Genomic DNA, 17,760 nt, shown 5'->3' on the forward strand with positions numbered 1-17,760 from the left:
AAATGAAGCTCCCCTTTTTCCAGACATCGCGCCGCACGGCACTCGCCCTGACGGCCTTGGCGCTCGCAGCGCCTTTTTTCCTGCCCGCGGGCCTCGCCTCCCCCGCTGCCGCGCAGGAGACGCAGAAGGCCGATACCTCGCGCATCGTCGTGATCGGCGGCGCCCTGACCGAGATCGTCTATGCGCTCGGTGAGCAGGGCCGCCTGATAGCGCGCGACACCACCAGCACCTATCCCGAGGCAGCGATGAGCCTGCCGGATGTCGGCTACATGCGCGCGCTGTCGCCCGAAGGCGTGCTCGCGGTCAATCCGAGCGCCATCCTCGCCATTGAGGGAAGCGGCCCGCCGGATGCGCTGGCGGTCCTGAAGAATGCGGGCGTCTCGTTCACGACCGTCCCCGAGGGCTACGACCGTGCCGCCATCCTCGACAAGATCGCCACGGTCGGCGATTTCCTCGGCGTACCGGACAAGGCGAAGACGCTAGCGAACGAGGTCGGCGCCGATCTCGACAAGGCCATTGCAGACGCGACAAAGCGCCCCGAAAGCGAGCGCAAGCGCGTGCTCTTCATCCTGAGTTTCCAGGATGGAAAGATCATGGCGGCAGGCGCCCATACCGCCGCCGACGGCATCCTCAAGCTCGCCGGCGCCGTCAACGCCACCGACGCGGCCTTCCCCGGATACAAGGCGATGGCCGACGAGGCGATCGTCGACGCCAGGCCGGACGCGATCATGGTCATGTCGCGCGGCGGCGGCCACGACGGCAGCGACGAACAACTGCTGGCCCATCCGGCGATCGCGCTGACGCCTGCGGCTGCCTCGAAGACGATCATCCGCATGAACAGCCTCGAGCTCCTGGGATTCGGTCCGCGCACCGCATCGGCGATCCGCGACCTGAACGAGCGGCTGTACGGCAAGGCCAATGTCTCTCAGTGATGCAGCAAAGACTGGAATGCTGGGCATGACGGCGCACCGCCTGCGCCTTGGCGCCGGGGGAGACCGGACCGGCCGGGCGCGGCTGGTCATCGCCGCACTCGCCGTACTCACGCTCCTCGTCCTCTTGCTGTCGACGGCGACAGGCGCCTCGGATGCCTCGGTGGTCGATGTCGCCCTGTCGTTGGTCAGCGGCGAGCCGTCCTCGGTGCTCAGCCAGCGCGACCGCATCATCGTCATCGACATCCGCCTGCCCCGCGCGCTGCTCGGGCTCCTGATCGGCGCGGCACTCGCGGTGTCGGGCGCGGTGATGCAGGGACTGTTCCGCAATCCGCTGGCCGATCCCGGCCTGATCGGCATTTCGTCGGGTGCGGCACTCGGCGCAGTGCTGATGATCGTGCTCGGCGGGGCGCTGCCGGCAGCCCTCCTCGGCCTCGTCGGCCCCTTTGCTTTGCCGCTGGCCGCTTTCGCCGGGGGGCTGGCCGCGACCCTCCTGCTCTACCGCATCGCCACGCTGCACGGCCAGACCTCGGTCGCCACCATGCTGCTGGCCGGCCTGGCGATCGCGGCACTGGCGAGCGCCGTCACGGGCGTGCTGATCTACGTGGCCGACGACCGCCAGCTTCGCGACGTCACGTTCTGGAGCCTTGGCTCGCTGGCCGGCTCGACCTGGCCGAAGGTGCTGACCGCCGGCCCGGTGATCCTGCTCTCGCTCGCGGTTCTGCCGTTTCTCGCCCGCGGGCTGAACGCGATCACGCTGGGCGAGGCGACCGCCTTCCACATGGGCGTCAAGGTCCAGAAGCTGAAGAACATCGCCGTCGTCAGCGTCGCCGCGGCGATCGGCGCCTCCGTGGCCGTCAGCGGCGGCATCGCCTTCGTCGGCATCGTCGTTCCGCATATCCTGCGCATGATCATCGGCCCCGACCACCGCTACCTGCTGCCCGCCGCAGCCCTCCTTGGCGGCATCCTGCTCCTGGCCGCGGACATGTTCGCCCGCACCATCGTCGCACCGGCCGAGCTGCCGATCGGCATCGTCACCGCGCTCGCGGGCGCGCCGTTCTTCCTCTGGGTGCTGCTGCGGCACCGCGCGTCCACCGGGCTGTGACGACGGCGGGCGGCCAAACCCAATCGGATCCGACATGATTTGCGCCAAGAACCTCTCCGTCCGGCTTTCCGGCAAGCTGATCGTCGATACGTTGTCGCTCACGGCCAAGGCCGGCCAGGTGACGGCGATCGTCGGCCCGAACGGCAGCGGCAAGACCACGACGATGAAGGCTATCGCCGGCGAGATCGCCAGCACCGGTGAGATGACGATCAATGGCGACGACATCCGCAAGCTCGAGCCCTGGCAGCTTGCCACGCGCCGGGCCGTGCTGCCGCAGGCGACCACGATCGCCTTTCCCTTCACCGTTCGCGAGATCGTGCGCATGGGGCTTTCGACCGGGCTGAACAATGACGCCGCGCATGCGCAGGCGATCGCCGCCGAGGCGCTTGCCGCCGTCGATCTGGAGGGATTCGAGGGCCGCTTCTACCAGGAGCTTTCCGGCGGCGAGCAGCAGCGCGTCCAGCTCGCGCGCGTGATGACGCAGATCTGGGACCCCGTCCTTGATGGCATGCCCTGCTTCCTGATGCTCGACGAGCCCGTTTCCAGCCTCGACATCCGCCACCAGCTGACCATCATGCAGCTGGCAAAGGACTATTGCGCGCGCGGCGGCGGGGTGATCGCCGTCATGCACGACCTCAACCTGACGGCGATGTACGCCGATCACATGGTGATGATGAAGAAGGGAAAGGCGATCGCCGCGGGAGCGCCGGCCGAGGTGCTGACCGACGCAGCCATGGAAGAGGTCTTCGGTTGCCGCATGCGCGTCAGTGGCTTGCCTGCCGCGGGAACTCCGTTCATTCTGCCGCAGACGGCTGTTCTGTAGGACCTCTCTCACCGCATAGGAGCGGAACCTTTCCAGCCCGTCGACGTTGTTGTGCCGGCACAACTTTAGTTTTGCGTTCAAACAGGCAAAGGAGGGTGTAATGGCATCCGGAATGTTCTCCCGCGGCAAGGACCGCACGGTTTCCGAGGCAGCTGAAACGGTCGAGGACCAGATCGCCGAGCTGCGCGACCAGATTTCCACGCTGGCCAAGCTCGTCGCACAGGACGTGGCCGATGGGGCCGAGGGCGCCCGCGACCGCTTCTCGATGTTCCGCAAGAATGCGCGTGAGAACGCCAGGCAGGCCCGCTCCGACGCGACCGACGGCCTCGATGAGCTGATCGCAAGCGGCGAGGACATCCTGGCCGAACTGACGTCGCGCTACAAGGATACCGGCCGCGAGGTACGTCGCACCGTCAAGGAGCATCCTTTTGCCACCCTCGGCGCCGCCGCCGTCGCCGGTTTCGTCATCGCCGCCATCCTGCGGCGCTGACATCCGCCTTTGGGGAAATCGCCTGACGCGTGCATGCGGCAATCGCCGCCGTCCCACAAAGCTGCCGCGGCCTGATCGCCGCGGCGCTGTCGGCAGGTCTGGCAGCGGAATGAACAGCAGGGTGCGCCACTGACGGGAGAACCAGTCCCCTGACCGGCAAGGCGCGACGAAAATCACATCCAGGAGCGGGAATTCATGTTGTCGATCGTAACCGCCCTCGCCCAGAACATGTTCTTCCGGGTCGAGGACAGGATAGAGGAAACCCTGCAGCGCTCGAAGCGCAATGCCATCTTCGCGGGCATTGCCGGCCTGCTCCTGCTGACCGCCTATGCGCTTGCGGTCGCGGCAATCTCGGTCGCCCTCGCCCAGCGCTACGGCACGGTGCCCGCCCTGCTCGGGCTCGCGGGCGGTGTGGCGACCCTGGCGCTCGTTCTCATTGCCGTCCTGCTCTACCTGAACAACCGTGACGCAAGGCTCCGCCGCAGGCGGCGCCAGCAGATGCGCGCACGCACGCAGTTTGCGGCGATCGCGGCCGGCAGCGCTGCACGCAATCCACTTGCGACCGCAGCCCTCGGCGTCGCGCTGGCGCTGTTCCTGCGTCCGGGCGGACGCAGGCGCGACGACGACTGATCCTCCCGAAAACCTTGAAACATCAGGACAGACCGATCGGCCCGAGATGACGGGCCGGTCGGTTTGTCCATTGAAGCAACGGGCGGTCGGTTCAAGCCGGCTGCGTGCCTCTCACACCTGGTCTAGCGGCAGCCTGATGATCGCGGTGAGGCCGCTCGGCAGGAATTCAAGGTGCACGTTGCTGCCGAGCACCTTGTCGAGACTGCGCTCGATCAGGATCAGCCCGAAGCCCCGGCGCTGCGGCGGCTCGACGTGCGGCCCGCCCATTTCGTGCCACGTCATGTACAGCACCGACTGGCCGTCTTCGCGCACGACGCGCGCAGTGATCACCAGCTTGCCGCCGGGTACGGAGAGCGCGCCGTATTTGCGCGCGTTGGTGGCGAGCTCGTGCAGAACGAGCCCCAGTCCGATCGACTGGTCGGGACCGAGCTGGACCTCGTCCTTGTGGATTTCCACCTGTCTTTCGAAATCGTCGACAAAGGGGCGTATCTGCGCCTGCAACAGGGCGGTCAGCGTGATCTTGCCCCATTCGTTGTCGCTGAGCAGCCCATGCGCCTCGGAGATCGACTGCAGCCGCCCGGCGAAGGCCGCCATGAAGGCCTCCGGGTCCTTGGTCTGCCGCAGCGTCTGGCGCGCCAGCGATTGCAGCATGGCGAGCGTGTTCTTGACCCGATGGTTGAGTTCACGCAGCAACAGCCGCATCCGTTCCGAGGCGATCTGCCCCTCGGTGACGTCCAGCGTGATGCCGAGGAACATGGAAGGCTTTCCGTCCGCGTCCCATTCGTGGACGCGCCCGCGACCCAGCAGCCAGCGTCCAGTCGATCCCGCCCGAAACATGCCATCGTACTCGCCGCCGGTTTCCAGCGCCTTGCGCAGCTTTTCGATGGTGGCGGTCCTGTCGGCGGCGTGGATCGCCGCGAAGATCTGGCGCGCCGTCAGGTTCTCCCCGCGCTTGAGGTCCAGCATCCGCAAGAGCGGCGCATTGCCGATCACCATCCCGGTCCGGATGTCCCACAGCCAGCTTCCGACATTGGCGGCGTTGAGTGCCGCGGCATGCCGCTGCTCTTCGCGTGCGATTTCCGCATTGGCCAGCGCCCTGCGCCGCGCCTCCTCCTTGAGGAACAGAAGCGAGCCTGCAAGCTTGGCAAGCTGCTGCAAATGCAACAGCGCGTCGTCGCCCGCGCCGGCGCAAGCCTCGACGTCCAATACGCAAACGCTGCCGATCGGATGGCCGGAATGGAGGATCGGGGCGCCGGCGTAAAAGCGCACATGCGGCGCACCGGTGACGCTCGGCAGGTCGGAGAACCTGCTGTCGGCCCGCGCGTCGGGAACGACGATGGGTGCGCCCCCTTCCGCGAGCAGGCGGGCGCAGAAGGTATCCGCCGCGCTGGAGCTGACCTCGCCCAGGCCCCTGCGGGCGAGGTACCACTGGGTCGTCTCGCCGATCAGGGTGACGAGTGCGATCGGCGCGGAAAACAGGCCGGCTGCGAGATCGGCGATATCCGTGAAGTCCGCATCCGGGCCGGCATAGGCAGGCAACGTCGCCTTCACCGCCTCCAGGCGCGCCGGAGAGGCAAGGGCGGCGGCAACGGCCACCGGCGTGGGCGATGTCCGATTGATCATGGGAAGCCTGTTGGCCACGCGGACGATGACCCTGCGTGCCTTTTCTCCATGCGGAAAGCCTGCATGACTATTCTCCGAAACCTGCCCTCACCTGCCGGCCCAGGACAGGTACCGTCGCCCTCTTATGAAAGGAAGGCTCGGGACGTCAGCGGTGCCGACACCGCGTCCGGACCAAATTCGCCTTCGTTCGTGATCTGCAGGATTTCCTGCAGCTTCTGCCTTGCACGGTTGACGCGACTCTTGATCGTCCCAAGGGCGCAACCGCTGATCTCAGCTGCCTCTTCATAGGAGAAACCCGACGCACCCACAAGGATGATTGCCTCCCTTTGTTCATCCGGGAGTTGTTCCAGCGCCCGCTGGAAATCCTGCATGTCGAGCTTGCCGTATTGCGCAGGGTGCTGGGCGAGATTCGCCGTCAGCAGGCCATCGCTGTCCTGCACCTCGCGCCCGCGCTTGCGCAGCTTGCTGTAGAGTTCGTTGCGAAGGATCGTGAACAGCCACGCCTTCATGTTGGTGCCCATCTCGAACTGCTCCTGCTTGGCCCAGGCCTTCATGATGGTGTCCTGCACCAGGTCGTCCGCCTCGTGATGGCGACCGACGAGCGAGATGGCGAAGGCTCTCAGACTGGGAAGGATCGAGAGCAACTCGCGCTTGAAAGTGTTGGCCGGTTCCAATCCGCTCACAGATCTTCGCTCCCCACCCGCTGCTTGACGGCGCTCCTCTCCCGCTGCTCGGCAAGGTCGAGCTTTTCGAGAAGATCGAGGAATTTCTGTGGTATCGGCTCTTCCTGGACGGAAAGATAAAAAGAGCGAAGCTTGTGGGCGATCTGCCCTTCAGTCCCCTCTGGCGTCATCGGGAATTCTTGTCTTAGCTGTTGTTTCACATCTCTGACTTTCAACTGCTTCCATTGTCCCCACAAGGGAATTCAATACGAGAATGCCCTTGTCCGAAAAAGGTTCCGGTTGGTGGAACCAAAATTCGCCGCGCTCGTTCTCCGGTTGACCGACAGTTTAGCCGTCCGCATCCCAGGGGAGCATCCGATGCCGATTTCCGACCGCATAACGCCTCATCTGCCAAACCTGCGCCGCTACGCCCGCGCGCTCACGGGCACGCAGGCTTCGGGTGACGCCTATGTCGCCGCCACGCTCGAAGCGATCCTGATGGATCCCGCCGTCTTTGCCAATGTCGATGACGACCGCGTGCGCCTTTTTCGGCTGCTGTCGCGGATGATCTCGTCGCTGCCCGTTTCCGTCAGCGATTCCGTATCGCTGCGCCCCGGCGCCGGGGCTTCGGTCGATCTCGGCGCGGTCCCGCCCCGCGTCCGCCAGGCGCTTCTCCTGGTGACGATGGAGAGCTTCCCGACCACACATGCCGCCGAGATCCTGGAAACCGACGAAGCCGAGGTCCGCGCGCTGCTCGATACCGCCTTCCGCGAGATTGCCGCGCAAGCCGAGATCGGCATCATGATCATCGAGGATGAACCGCTGATCGCCATGGACCTGGCCGACATGGTCAGCGACATGGGCCATCGCGTGACCGGCATCGCCCGCACGCAGGCCGAAGCGGAGAAACTGTGGGCCGAGACCAGGCCCGGCCTCATTCTCGCCGACGTCAAGCTCGCCGACGGCAGCTCCGGCATCGACGCCGTCAACTCCATCCTCGCCCGTACCGACCTGCCCGTCATCTTCATCACCGCCTATCCCGAAAAGCTTCTGACCGGCGAACGCCCGGAACCGGCTTATCTGATCAGCAAGCCGTTCCATCCCGAGACCGTAAAGGTCCTGATCAACCAGGCGCTGATGACCAAGCAGATCCACGCGGTCGCTGCCTGACTCGTTTGACCTGTTCCATTGCAGCGCCCCCTAAGGACGAGGCCTCCGCCTCGTCCTTTTTTCGTCTCTGCTGCCGTCACGCGATCTGCCGGTGACAAAAAATAAAAGCAGCCAGCGCGGGGGGCGCTGGCTGCCTAAATTCCCGCAAGCCGGAGGGGACACGGCGAGCGGCTATGTTCACCGGCTTCGAGGGCCTCGCACTGGGGGAATGCGCATGCCGGTGACACGGTAAAAACACCGCAGCAGAAAAAAGGTTCCGCACCCTTCTAATTTTTTTCTCACACCTCAGACAATTTTTTCCAGCTCGTCGCGGTGGCGATAAAGTGCCAGGAACCGGCGATACTCGCGATCATAGAACGCGCGCCTGGCAGGATCGGAAGGACGCTCCTCCCCGCCCGGATGCATGGCCTTTCCGGCTGCTGCGAGGTCCGGATGGAGGCCGCCTGCGACCGAGGCTGCCATCGCCGTTCCGAGCAGCACGGAATCGCTGGTCTTCGGCACCACCACCCGATAGCCGGTCACGTCGCTGTAGAGTTCCATCAGCAGCGGATTGTGGAGGTGGCCGCCGGTCACGTGCAGGGTCTCCAGCGCGTAGCCGCATTCGCCGAGCTCGTCGATCACGCGGCGGATGCCGAGCACGATGGCGACGCAGGTCTTCCAGTATAGCCGGCACAGGCTGTCGAACGTCGCGTCCAGCGACAGGCCGCTGATGACGCCGAGCCCGTGCGGGTCGGCGAGTGGCGACCGGTTGCCGTGGAAGTCCGGCAGGACGTGCAGCCTTGCTGCGAAATCGTCACCCTCCAAAGCCCGCAGTTCGCGGATGCGTGTGACGATCCGCTGGTGGGTGGCAGGCGTCGGCTCGCCGCCGGCGCTGTGGAGCCTGACGATATGGTCGAGCAGCCCGCCGGTCACCGACTGGCCCCCTTCCACAAGCCAGAGCCCCGGCAGGACGGCCTCATAGTAGGGACCCCACATGCCGAAGCCGAATTTCTTCTCACGCGAAAAGGCGACGACGCAGCTGGACGTGCCGCCGATCAGCGCCAGTTGGCGTTCGAGCGCGCGCGGTTCGCCGGCGAACTGGCCAAGCACCCCCAGCGTCCCGGCATAGGCGTCGATCATGCCGGCGGCGACGACGCAGCCGGTTTCGAGCCCGAGTTCGGCTGCGGCCCGTTCGCTCAAGTGTCCAACCGGCGCCCCGACCGGGATCGTCTCGTTCGGCAGCGTCCCGCGCTTGCGCAGGTCCGGCAGCCCGATCCGGTCGAGGAAGTCCTCCCGCCAGCCGTCCTGTTCATGCGCCAGGTAGTTCCACTTCGAGGTGATGGTACAGCGCGAGCGGCCCGTCGAGCCAGTCGCCTTCCAGGTCATGAAGTCGGCGAGGTCGAAGAAATAGCCGGCGCTGGCCCACTGCTCCGGCTGGTGGCGCTTCAGCCACATCAGCTTCGGCATCTGCATTTCCGGCGACATGACCTTGCCGGAGTGGTCGAGCACCGGATGCTGCGTGGCCGTGCAGAAATCGGCCTCGTCGAGCGCACGGTGATCAAGCCAGACGATCGTGTCCCAGCGCCGGTCCTCGCCGCCCGAGACGGCGAGTTGGCTGCCCTCGCGGTCGCGCACGACGAGCGAACAGGTCGCGTCGAAGCCGAGCGCCGCCACCCTTTCCGCAGCCGTGCCGGCCGCCGCGCAGGCCGCGCGTACCGCCCCGCATACCGCTCTCCAGATGTCTTCCGAATCGTGCTCGGCGACGTTTTCCCGCGGCCGGTTCATCGCGATCGGCTGCTCGGCGCGCTCGAGCAGGGCGCCGGCCCGATCGAAGACGCCGGCACGGGCGCTTCCGGTCCCGATGTCGACCGCAACGATCAGATCACGCATGAAATCATGTTCCCGTCGGCTGTGCGTTGCCGACAAACTGGAGCAAATCCCGCATGTCGTCAAACAGGACGTCGGGTCTCAGGACGGAGAGCGCGTCGCGATGCCGGCTGGTCCTTGCGTGCGATCCCCCGGCAAAGGCGCAGACCCGCATGCCGGCCGCCTGCGCTGCCATCACGCCGGCGGGGCTGTCCTCGACGACGACGCAGGCGTCGGGCGAGACCCCCATGGCGCCGCTCGCATGCAGGAACAGGTCCGGCGCAGGCTTGCCGTTACGCACCATGCTGGCGGAAAAGATATGCGGCTCGAAGCAGTCGATCAGCCCCGTCACGGACAGCGACAGGCGGATGCGCTCGGGCTGGCTGGAGGAGGCGACGCAGCAGGAGACCGGCAGCGCCTCGACCACCCGGCGGATGCCCTCGATCGGCTGCAGTTCCTCGCGGAAGCGCGCATAGAGCGTCTTGCGCATGCCTTCGAGAAAGTGATCGTCGACCGCCAGGCCGTACTCGTCGTGCAGGATCTCCGACATGGTCTTCAGGCTCTTGCCGAGGAAGCGTTCGGCCGCCTCGTCCGCGCCCATGCTGACGCCCGCGACGTCGAGCGCCTCGACGAGAACGGCCAGAGAGATCGGCTCGCTGTCGACGAGAACGCCGTCGCAATCGAAAATCACCAGTTCGACCGGACCTGCCGCCATCGTCTCAAAACCCACTTCCGGCCGCGGATGCGGCGTACCGTTGCGCGGCCTCAGTCCGCGAGCTTGTCGTCGAGATAGAGCCGCAGCGTCTGGCGCGTCCCCTTCTCCCACAGGGTCGCAAGCGCCCTGGCGAATCGCCGACGGAACAGCTCCGAGGCCGCAACCTCGCCGAAGATGTCGGAAAGCGCAAGGAAGGCGGCCGGGTCGTCCTTGGCCTTCAACGCCGCCGCCTGCAGCCGCTCGGCGTTCGCATCGTTGAAGACGATCGCCTTGCCGCTGTCGGAGGTGCCTGCGAAATAGCGGCACCACAGCGCCGAGACGAGCGACAGGCCGACCACGTCCTCGCCGCGCCCCAACCGGTCCGCGGTCGAGGGAAGAATGAACTTCGGCTGGCGGTTGGAGCCGTCCTGCGCCAGCCGCGGGATCGTGTCGCCGATCTTCGGGTTGGAGAAGCGCTTCTCGATGAGCGTGAAGTAGTCGCCGAGATCGGTATCCGGCACCGGCGGGATCACCGGGATGATCTCCTCCTTCTCCAGCTTGGCGAGAAAGGCACGGATATCGTCGTCCTCCATCGCCTCATGGACGAAATGGATGTCGAGCAGCGCCGCCGGATAGGCGATCGCCGCGTGGCCGCCGTTGAGAATGCGGATCTTCATGTGCTCGTAGGGCGCGACGTCGGGCACGAACTGCACGCCCACCGTCTCCAGCGCCGGCCGCCCCTGCGGGAACTTGTCCTCCAGCACCCACTGCTTGAATTCCTCGCAGAACACCGGCCACTGGTCGTCGATCCCGTATTCGTCGGCGACGATCCCGATCTCGCGCGGCCCGGTCGCCGGCGTGATCCGGTCCACCATCCCGTTCGGAAAGGCCACGTTGGCGTCGATCCAATCGGCAAAATCCAGGTCGGAGAGTCGAGCGAGGCCGGAGATGGCGGCGTGCGTGACCTCGCCGTTGCCGGGGATGTTATCGCAGGACATGATGGTGAAGGGAGCGATGCCCTTGTCCCGGCGCGCCTTCAGCCCGGCGAGGATGAGGCCGAACACGGTCTTCGGATCGTCCGGGTTCTCGCCGTCCGCAGCGATCGCCGGATGGGCCGGGTTGAACACGCCCGAGGCCGGATCGATGAAATAGCCGCCCTCGGTGATCGTCAGCGAGACGATGCGGATGGCGGGATCGGCGAGCTGGGCGACGACGGCCGCCACGTCGCCGGGCTTGAGGTAGTCGATCATCGCCCCGGTCACATGCGCGCCGGTGCGGCTGTTGTCCTGCTCGACCACCGTCGTCAGATAGTCCTGGCCGGCGAGCTTGGCCCGCATCGCCTCGTCGGAGGGGAGCACGCCGGCGCCGATGATGGCCCAGTCGTGGTCGCGGCCGGCGTTGAACAGGTCGTCGAGATAGACCGCCTGGTGCGCCCGGTGGAAATTGCCGACACCGAAGTGGACGATACCCGCCTTCAGTGCCGATCGCGGATAGGAGGGGACGCCCGCGGTGTTCTTCACCGTTTCGAGATTTTCCAGCGACAGTTTGATGGTCATGGTCGTTTCCTTCCGGTCACGCGCGGGCCCGGCCCGCATCCGGGGCGCTGGGCGCAAGCTTGTCTCCGCCGGCGCCCGCCATCGGCGGCCATCGGCTCTCCTTCATCGCATCGGCTGCCGCGGCAAGGGCGGCAAAGCCTTGTCAGCTCATCCAGTTGCCGCCGTCGACATTGTAGGTCTGTGCTACGACGTAGTCGCTCTCCGCCGAGGCGAGGAAGATCGCCATGCCGGTGAGGTCTGCCGCCGTCCCCATCCGGCCGAACGGCACCTCCTGCCCGACCAGTTTTTTCTTCTCGCCGAGCGGCCGGTTCTCGTATTTGGCGAAGAGCGCATCGACGCCGTCCCAGTGCTCGCCATCGACGACGCCGGGCGCGATCGCATTGACGTTGATGCGGTGCCTGATCAGGTTCTGCCCGGCCGACTGGGTCAGGCTGATGACGGCCGCCTTGGTGGCGCAGTAGACGGCGACGAGCGCTTCGCCGCGCCGGCCGGCCTGGCTCGCCATGTTGATGATCTTGCCGCCGCGTCCCTGCGCGATCATCTGTTTTGCCACCGCCTGCATCGTGAACAGCGTGCCGGCGACATTGATCGAAAACAGCCGGTCGTAGCTCTCGCGGGTGATCTCGACGATCGGCGCGAGGTCGAACAGGGCAGCATTGTTGATCAGGATGTCGATGCCGCCGGCTTCAGTCACGCAGGCGCCGACCGCATCGTCGATCGACTGCTGGCTGGTGACGTCCATCTGCACCGCATAGGCGGCAGCGCCGATCTCGCCCGCGGTCTGCCGCGCCCGCTCGATATTGATGTCGGCGATCGCAACCCGTGCGCCCTCGCGCACATAGGCCTCGGCGAAGGCGCGGCCGATCCCGCGCGCCGAACCGGTGATCAGCGCACTCTTTCCATCCAGTCTCTTCATCGCAGTTCCAGTCACTTGATTGCCATTCCCTTGTCGTCGAAGCGGTGGATCCGGCCTTCCTGCGGGGTGAGATAGACCTGGTCGCCGTGCCGGACGGGCAGGTCGCCGCCGACACGCGCGGTCAGCGTGCCGATGCCGTCCGCGGTCACGTGCAGGAAGGTGTCCGAGCCGAGGTGCTCGGCGACGCCCACCGTGCCGCGCCAGGCACCGGCCGAGGTCGAAAGATCGATGTGCTCGGGCCGCACGCCGATCGTGTGCGCGCCGTGGCCCTTGGCGATCTCGCCCTGGATCAGGTTCATCCGTGGCGAGCCGATGAAGCCTGCGACGAAGAGGTTGCGCGGCGTGCGGTAGAGATCGAGCGGCGAGCCGACCTGCTCGATGTTGCCGCGGTTGAGCACGACGATCTTGTCGGCCATGGTCATGGCCTCGACCTGGTCGTGAGTGACGTAGATCATCGTCGTCTTCAGCGTGTTGTGCAGTTCGCTGATCTCCAGGCGCATCGTCCCGCGCAGCGCGGCATCGAGGTTGGAGAGCGGCTCGTCGAACAGGAAGGCCGACGGCTCGCGAACGATCGCGCGGCCGATGGCGACGCGCTGGCGCTGGCCGCCGGAAAGCTGCGAGGGGCGCCGCTCGAGATAGTCCGTGAGGTTCAGCACCCGCGCCGCATCCTCGACCTTCTTGTCGATCGCAGCCTTGTCGAGCTTGGCCATCTTCAACGGGAAGGCGATATTGTTTCTGACACTCATATGCGGATAGAGCGCATAGGACTGGAACACCATCGCAAGCCCGCGCTCCGCCGGCGCGTTGCCGGTGACGTCCTTGCCGTCGATCAGGATCCGGCCGCCCGACGTGTCCTCCAGTCCCGCGATCAGGCGAAGCAGTGTGGACTTGCCGCAGCCCGATGGGCCGACGAAGACGACGAACTCGCCGTCGTGGATTTCCAGGTCGATGGAGGGGATGACCGTGGCTTCGCCGAAGGTCTTCGACACTTTGTTGAGGGTAATGCTGCCCATGGATCGTGCCCTTACTTAACCGCGCCGAAGGTGAGGCCGCGAACGAGTTGCTTCTGGCTGAACCAGCCGAGGATGAGGATCGGCGCGATCGCCATGGTGGAGGCCGCCGAGAGTTTTGCCCAGAACAGGCCCTGCGGCGAGGAGAAGGAGGCGATGAAGGCCGTCAGCGGCGCCGCGTTGGTGGTCGTCAACTGGATCGTCCAGAAGGCCTCGTTCCAGGCAAGGATGATGTTGAGCAGCAGCGTCGAGGCGATGCCCGGCACCGCCATCGGCGTCAGCACGTAGACGATCTCCTTCCACAGCGAGGCGCCGTCCATCCGGGCCGCCTCGAGGATCTCGCCGGGGATCTCGCGGAAGTAGGTGTAGAGCATCCACACGACGATCGGCAGGTTGATCAGCGTCAGCATCACGGTCAGGCCGATGTGGGTATCGAGCAGGCCGAAATTACGGAACAGGATGAAGATCGGGATCAGCACCGCCACCGCCGGCATCATCTTGGTGGACAGCATCCACATCAGGATGTCCTTCGTCCGCTTGGTCGGCGAGAACGCCATCGACCAGGCGGCGGGGATGGCGAACAGCAGCGCCAGGATGGTCGAGCCGATCGACAGCACCACCGAGTTCATGAACGGCTTGAAGTAATCCCGCTGCGTCTGCACCGTGATGTAGTTCTCGAACGTGCCGGACGGGATCAGGCTGAAGCCGGCGATCGCCTCCGGCTCCGTCTTCAGGCTGGTGATGAAGGCATAGAGGATCGGAAAGAAGATCAGCAGCGCCACGACCCACGCGGCGATGGTCCAGCCGATCTTGCTTCCTCTGGAAACGGTACGGGCCATGATCTTCTCCTATCGGTCCAGGTTTCTGCCGACGGCGCGCATCAGGAAGATGGCGACGAAATTGGCGAGCACGACGGCGATGATGCCGCCGGCAGCGCCGCCGCCGACGTCATAGCCGAGACGCGCGGTGCGGTAGATCAGGAAGGTGAGGTTGGTGGAGGCATAGCCCGGGCCGCCGTTTGTGGTGACCAGGATTTCCGCATAGATGCCGAGCAGGAAGATCGTCTGGATCAGGATGACGACGGTGATCGCGCGCGAAATATGCGGCAGCGTCAGGTAGATGAAGCGGTTGAACGCATTGGCCCCGTCCATCTCGGCCGCTTCCTTCTGCTCGCTGTCCAGCGACTGCAGCGCGGTGAGCAGGATCAGCGTGGCGAACGGCAGCCACTGCCAGGCGACGATGATGATGATCGCAAAGAGCGGGTAATGCGCGAACCAGTCGATCGGCTGGAAGCCGAAGAAGCGCGCGAGATCCGCCAGCACCCCGTAGCTCGGGTGCATGATCATGTTCTTCCACACGAGTGCTGCGACCGGCGGCATGACGAAGAAGGGCGAGATCACCAGGATGCGGACGATCCCCTGGCCGAAGATCGGCTGGTCGATCAGAAGCGCGATCGCGACGCCGCCGACCACGGTGATGAGCAGCACGCCGAGCACCAGCACGAGCGTGTTCCAGATCGACTGGAAGAAGGCCGGATCGGTGTAGAAATAGACGAAGTTGGAGAAGCCCACAAAGCTGACGTTCTGTGGCGTCAGCAGGTTGTAGTTCTGGAACGAGTACCACAGCGTCATCGCCAGCGGCACGACCATCCACACCAGGAGAACGATGACGGCGGGTGCCATCATCAGGCGTGCCAACGACTTGGTATTCTGCGTTGCCATCTTGAACGACCCTCCCTGGAGCCAGCGTGGCCGATGCACCGCGTGAGGCGGGGACGACTGCGTGGCAGTTCGCGTTTCTTGTTATCTGACGCCCGGCGGACATCGGCAGGCAAAGGGCCGCCCCCTCCCAGTGGGCGGGCCGCCCGGTCCGAAGACCGGACAGCCCATGCTTCTCGGGAGGAAGCCTACTTGATGTAGCCCGCACGCGTCATGTCGCGCGTCGCAGTGGCCTGTGCGGCGGTGAGCGCGTCGTCGACTGAGGACTGGCCGGCGATGACAGCCGAGAACAACTGGCCGACCGTGGTGCCGAGAGCCTGGAATTCCGGGATCGCGACGAACTGGCCGCCCGTATAGGGCACCGGCTTGATGGTCGGCTTGGTGATGTCGGCGGCATCCATCGCAGCGAGGGTGGGTACAGCGAAGGCGGCAGCCTTCTTGTATTCCTCGTTGTTGTAGAGCGAGGTGCGCGTGCCCGGAGGAACGTTGGCCCAGCCTTCCTTGGAGGCGACGAGGTCCGTGTATTCCTTGCTGGTTGCCCAGGCGATGAACTTCTGCGCGGCCTCGGCCTTCTGCGAGCTTGCCGGGATTGCGAGGTTCCACGACCACAGCCAGTTGCCGTGGTTGGCAACGCCTTCCTTGTTCGGGAAGAGCGCGAAGCCGACCTTGTCGGCAACCGTCGAGTCCTTCGGGTTGGAGACGAAGGAGGCAGCTACCGTGGCGTCGATCCACATGCCGCATTTGCCCTGCTGGAACAGCGTCAGGTTCTCGTTGAAGCCGTTGGAGGAGGCACCGGACGGGCCGGCATCCTTCATCAGGTCGGCATAGAACTGCAGCGAGGCCTTCCATTCCGGCTGGTCGAACTGCGGCTTCCAGCTCTCGTCGAACCAGCGGCCGCCGAACGAGTTGGTGAGCGCAGAGACGAAGGCCATGTTCTCGCCCCAGCCGGCCTTGCCGCGCAGGCAGATGCCGGCGATGTCGGCGTTGCGGTCGGTGATCTTGCGCGCGGCCTCGCCGATGAATTCCCAGGTCGGGCTGTCCGGCATCTGCAGGCCGGCCTTCTCGAACAGGTCCTTGCGGTACATGATCATCGCCGATTCACCGTAGAACGGCGCGGCATAGAGCTTGCCGTCGACCGAGAGACCGCCGCGGATCGCCGGCAGCAGGTCGTCGATGTCATAGGCGTCGCCGAGACCGTCGAGAGGCAGCAGCCACTGCTGCTTGGCCCAGATCGGAACCTCGTAGTTGCCGATGGTGACGATGTCGTATTGGCCGCCGCTGGCGGCGATGTCCGTCGTCACGCGTTCGCGCAGGACGTTCTCTTCCAGCGTGACCCACTCGACCTGGATGTCGGGGTTGGCCTTGGTGAACTCCGATGTCAGCCCCTGCATGCGGATCATGTCACCGTTGTTGACGGTGGCAATCGTCAGGGTCTCCGCATTCGCAAATCCGCACAGGGCTACAGCCGAGCAGGCGCCCAGCAGAAATGACTTCAAATTCATGACTTCCTCCCAGAAGGGTTATGAGCATTTGCTTCGCTCGTGGGCAATTACTCAACTTATTGCCCAAAATGTCAACGGCCATTTTACGCTGCGCCGCCGAAAGTCGTGGTCATGCGATTGATATATAGCGGTAATTCCAATCGAAAAGGGCGTTGGGGAAAAATGCCTTCCGCCCATGAACCAGGCATCCGGCAGGCCGGACAGCACCGGAATGGCTTGATCCGCTCGTGACGGTTGGTGTACCTCAGCACAGCCGCGGCAACGACCGCGGCCATCGGTGACGGAGCGCGATCGACCATGGGCAAGGACGCACCGGGCAAGGATATGCCGGGCCAGGACACACCGGAAATGCGCGCCCTGATCAAGGCGGTCGCCGAGGGCCCGCGGCGCGACAACAGCGCCTACCACAAGGCGATTGCCGAGGCCCGGCAGGCCTTCGAGGCCGCAGAGGCAGCGCTTGGCGGCCCCGTCCGGCTCAAGACGAAGGCCAGGATGAAGGCCGACGGCGAATACGTCGTCAAATGGACCTTCAAGCGGGCGAAGTGACGGCTTTTGCCGAACGCCCTGCCCCTCGGGCCTATCCGAGCGAGACGACGAGGCTGATCGGAACCGCCGCCAGCGCCTTCGACACCGGGCAACCCGCCTTCGCCTTGTTGGCAAGCTCCGTAAAGGTCGCCTCGTCGGCGCCCGGCACCACCCCGCGCAGGTTCAGGTCGATCGCGGTGATGGCGAAGCCGTCGGCGACCTTCTCCAGCGTGACGTCGGCCTTGGTTTCCAGGCTGTCGGCGGTCAGCCCGGCTTCGCCGAGGATCAGCGACAGCGCCATGGTGAAGCAGGCGGAATGGGCGGCACCGATCAGTTCCTCCGGGTTGCTGCCAGGAACGCCCTCGAACCGCGCGGCGAAGCCGTATGGGTAGTCCTTCAACGCGCCGCTCTGCGTGGAAATCTGGCCTTTTCCGTCCTTGAGGCCCCCACTCCAGTGGGCCGATCCGTTCTTCTGGATTTTCATCTGATTCTCCCTTGCCGGCCGCATCGTGCGCCGGTCCGTCGTGGTCGCACCTCGGTGGGTTCGCGCCCTATCAACTAT

General features: G+C 65.4%; 19 protein-coding genes. 7 read left to right on the plus strand and 12 right to left on the minus strand.

Annotation, left to right across the window (positions count from 1 at the left end; genetic code table 11):
• The first annotated feature begins 2 nt into the window (after positions 1-2).
• The 5 genes from GGQ64_RS22945 to GGQ64_RS22965 all read left to right on the plus strand — a co-directional run bounded on the left by GGQ64_RS22945 (position 3) and on the right by GGQ64_RS22965 (position 3,977).
• Entirely contained in the window at positions 3-932 is a 930-nt protein-coding gene (locus tag GGQ64_RS22945; RefSeq protein ID WP_183807668.1) for a heme/hemin ABC transporter substrate-binding protein, read from the plus strand.
• A gap of 16 nt (positions 933-948) precedes the next feature.
• Positions 949-2,034: a FecCD family ABC transporter permease gene (locus GGQ64_RS22950; protein ID WP_246422877.1), complete on the plus strand. Its 1,086-nt coding sequence runs from the start codon at positions 949-951 to the stop codon at positions 2,032-2,034.
• A 34-nt stretch (positions 2,035-2,068) separates the two neighbouring features.
• Positions 2,069-2,857 carry a heme ABC transporter ATP-binding protein gene (locus GGQ64_RS22955; RefSeq protein WP_183807670.1) on the plus strand — a complete coding sequence of 263 codons (789 nt, stop codon included), beginning with the start codon at positions 2,069-2,071 and terminating at the stop codon, positions 2,855-2,857.
• Between the two features lie 100 nt (positions 2,858-2,957).
• Complete coding sequence (locus tag GGQ64_RS22960) at positions 2,958-3,347, plus strand: ElaB/YgaM/YqjD family protein (protein WP_183807671.1); 390 nt, start codon at positions 2,958-2,960, stop codon at positions 3,345-3,347.
• Positions 3,348-3,542: 195 nt separating this feature from the next.
• Entirely contained in the window at positions 3,543-3,977 is a 435-nt protein-coding gene (locus GGQ64_RS22965; RefSeq protein WP_183807672.1) for a hypothetical protein, read from the plus strand.
• Positions 3,978-4,088: 111 nt separating this feature from the next.
• On the opposite strand, the gene GGQ64_RS22970 is transcribed toward GGQ64_RS22965, so the two are convergent.
• From GGQ64_RS22970 to GGQ64_RS22980, 3 genes are all read right to left on the minus strand, one after another.
• Positions 4,089-5,600 (minus strand): sensor histidine kinase, encoded by a 1,512-nt coding sequence (locus GGQ64_RS22970; RefSeq protein WP_183807673.1) that lies wholly within the window; start codon positions 5,598-5,600, stop codon positions 4,089-4,091.
• Positions 5,601-5,722: 122 nt separating this feature from the next.
• Positions 5,723-6,274: an RNA polymerase sigma factor gene (locus GGQ64_RS22975; protein ID WP_183807754.1), complete on the minus strand. Its 552-nt coding sequence runs from the start codon at positions 6,272-6,274 to the stop codon at positions 5,723-5,725.
• A gap of 5 nt (positions 6,275-6,279) precedes the next feature.
• A complete protein-coding gene (locus GGQ64_RS22980) occupies positions 6,280-6,453 on the minus strand; it encodes a NepR family anti-sigma factor (RefSeq protein ID WP_183807755.1) in 174 nt (57 codons plus the stop codon).
• Positions 6,454-6,640: 187 nt separating this feature from the next.
• Between GGQ64_RS22980 and GGQ64_RS22985 the strand changes: the two genes are divergently transcribed.
• Positions 6,641-7,432, plus strand: a complete 792-nt coding sequence (locus GGQ64_RS22985) for a response regulator (protein WP_183807674.1) — start codon at positions 6,641-6,643, stop codon at positions 7,430-7,432.
• A 285-nt stretch (positions 7,433-7,717) separates the two neighbouring features.
• On the opposite strand, the gene GGQ64_RS22990 is transcribed toward GGQ64_RS22985, so the two are convergent.
• The 8 genes from GGQ64_RS22990 to GGQ64_RS23025 all read right to left on the minus strand — a co-directional run bounded on the left by GGQ64_RS22990 (position 7,718) and on the right by GGQ64_RS23025 (position 16,673).
• Positions 7,718-9,301 (minus strand): FGGY-family carbohydrate kinase, encoded by a 1,584-nt coding sequence (locus GGQ64_RS22990; protein WP_183807675.1) that lies wholly within the window; start codon positions 9,299-9,301, stop codon positions 7,718-7,720.
• Positions 9,302-9,305: 4 nt separating this feature from the next.
• Positions 9,306-9,992, minus strand: coding sequence for an HAD family hydrolase (locus GGQ64_RS22995; RefSeq protein ID WP_183807676.1), 687 nt, complete (start codon positions 9,990-9,992; stop codon positions 9,306-9,308).
• A gap of 50 nt (positions 9,993-10,042) precedes the next feature.
• Positions 10,043-11,527 carry a mannitol dehydrogenase family protein gene (locus tag GGQ64_RS23000; protein WP_183807677.1) on the minus strand — a complete coding sequence of 495 codons (1,485 nt, stop codon included), beginning with the start codon at positions 11,525-11,527 and terminating at the stop codon, positions 10,043-10,045.
• Positions 11,528-11,669: 142 nt separating this feature from the next.
• Complete coding sequence (locus GGQ64_RS23005) at positions 11,670-12,443, minus strand: L-iditol 2-dehydrogenase (RefSeq protein ID WP_183807678.1); 774 nt, start codon at positions 12,441-12,443, stop codon at positions 11,670-11,672.
• Positions 12,444-12,454: 11 nt separating this feature from the next.
• A complete protein-coding gene (locus tag GGQ64_RS23010; protein ID WP_183807679.1) occupies positions 12,455-13,456 on the minus strand; it encodes an ABC transporter ATP-binding protein in 1,002 nt (333 codons plus the stop codon).
• 11 nt (positions 13,457-13,467) lie between these two features.
• Positions 13,468-14,292, minus strand: coding sequence for a carbohydrate ABC transporter permease (locus GGQ64_RS23015; protein ID WP_183807680.1), 825 nt, complete (start codon positions 14,290-14,292; stop codon positions 13,468-13,470).
• A gap of 9 nt (positions 14,293-14,301) precedes the next feature.
• A complete protein-coding gene (locus GGQ64_RS23020) occupies positions 14,302-15,174 on the minus strand; it encodes a carbohydrate ABC transporter permease (protein WP_183807681.1) in 873 nt (290 codons plus the stop codon).
• A gap of 185 nt (positions 15,175-15,359) precedes the next feature.
• Positions 15,360-16,673 (minus strand): ABC transporter substrate-binding protein, encoded by a 1,314-nt coding sequence (locus tag GGQ64_RS23025; protein WP_183807682.1) that lies wholly within the window; start codon positions 16,671-16,673, stop codon positions 15,360-15,362.
• Positions 16,674-16,970: 297 nt separating this feature from the next.
• Here GGQ64_RS23025 and GGQ64_RS23030 point away from each other — a divergent pair, with 297 nt between their 5' ends.
• Positions 16,971-17,219, plus strand: a complete 249-nt coding sequence (locus GGQ64_RS23030; RefSeq protein WP_246422866.1) for a hypothetical protein — start codon at positions 16,971-16,973, stop codon at positions 17,217-17,219.
• A 31-nt stretch (positions 17,220-17,250) separates the two neighbouring features.
• On the opposite strand, the gene GGQ64_RS23035 is transcribed toward GGQ64_RS23030, so the two are convergent.
• Complete coding sequence (locus GGQ64_RS23035; RefSeq protein WP_183807683.1) at positions 17,251-17,682, minus strand: OsmC family protein; 432 nt, start codon at positions 17,680-17,682, stop codon at positions 17,251-17,253.
• Positions 17,683-17,760 lie beyond the last annotated feature (78 nt).

Origin of the sequence: Mycoplana azooxidifex (assembly GCF_014196765.1) — a bacterium.
Lineage (GTDB): Bacteria > Pseudomonadota > Alphaproteobacteria > Rhizobiales > Rhizobiaceae > Mycoplana > Mycoplana azooxidifex.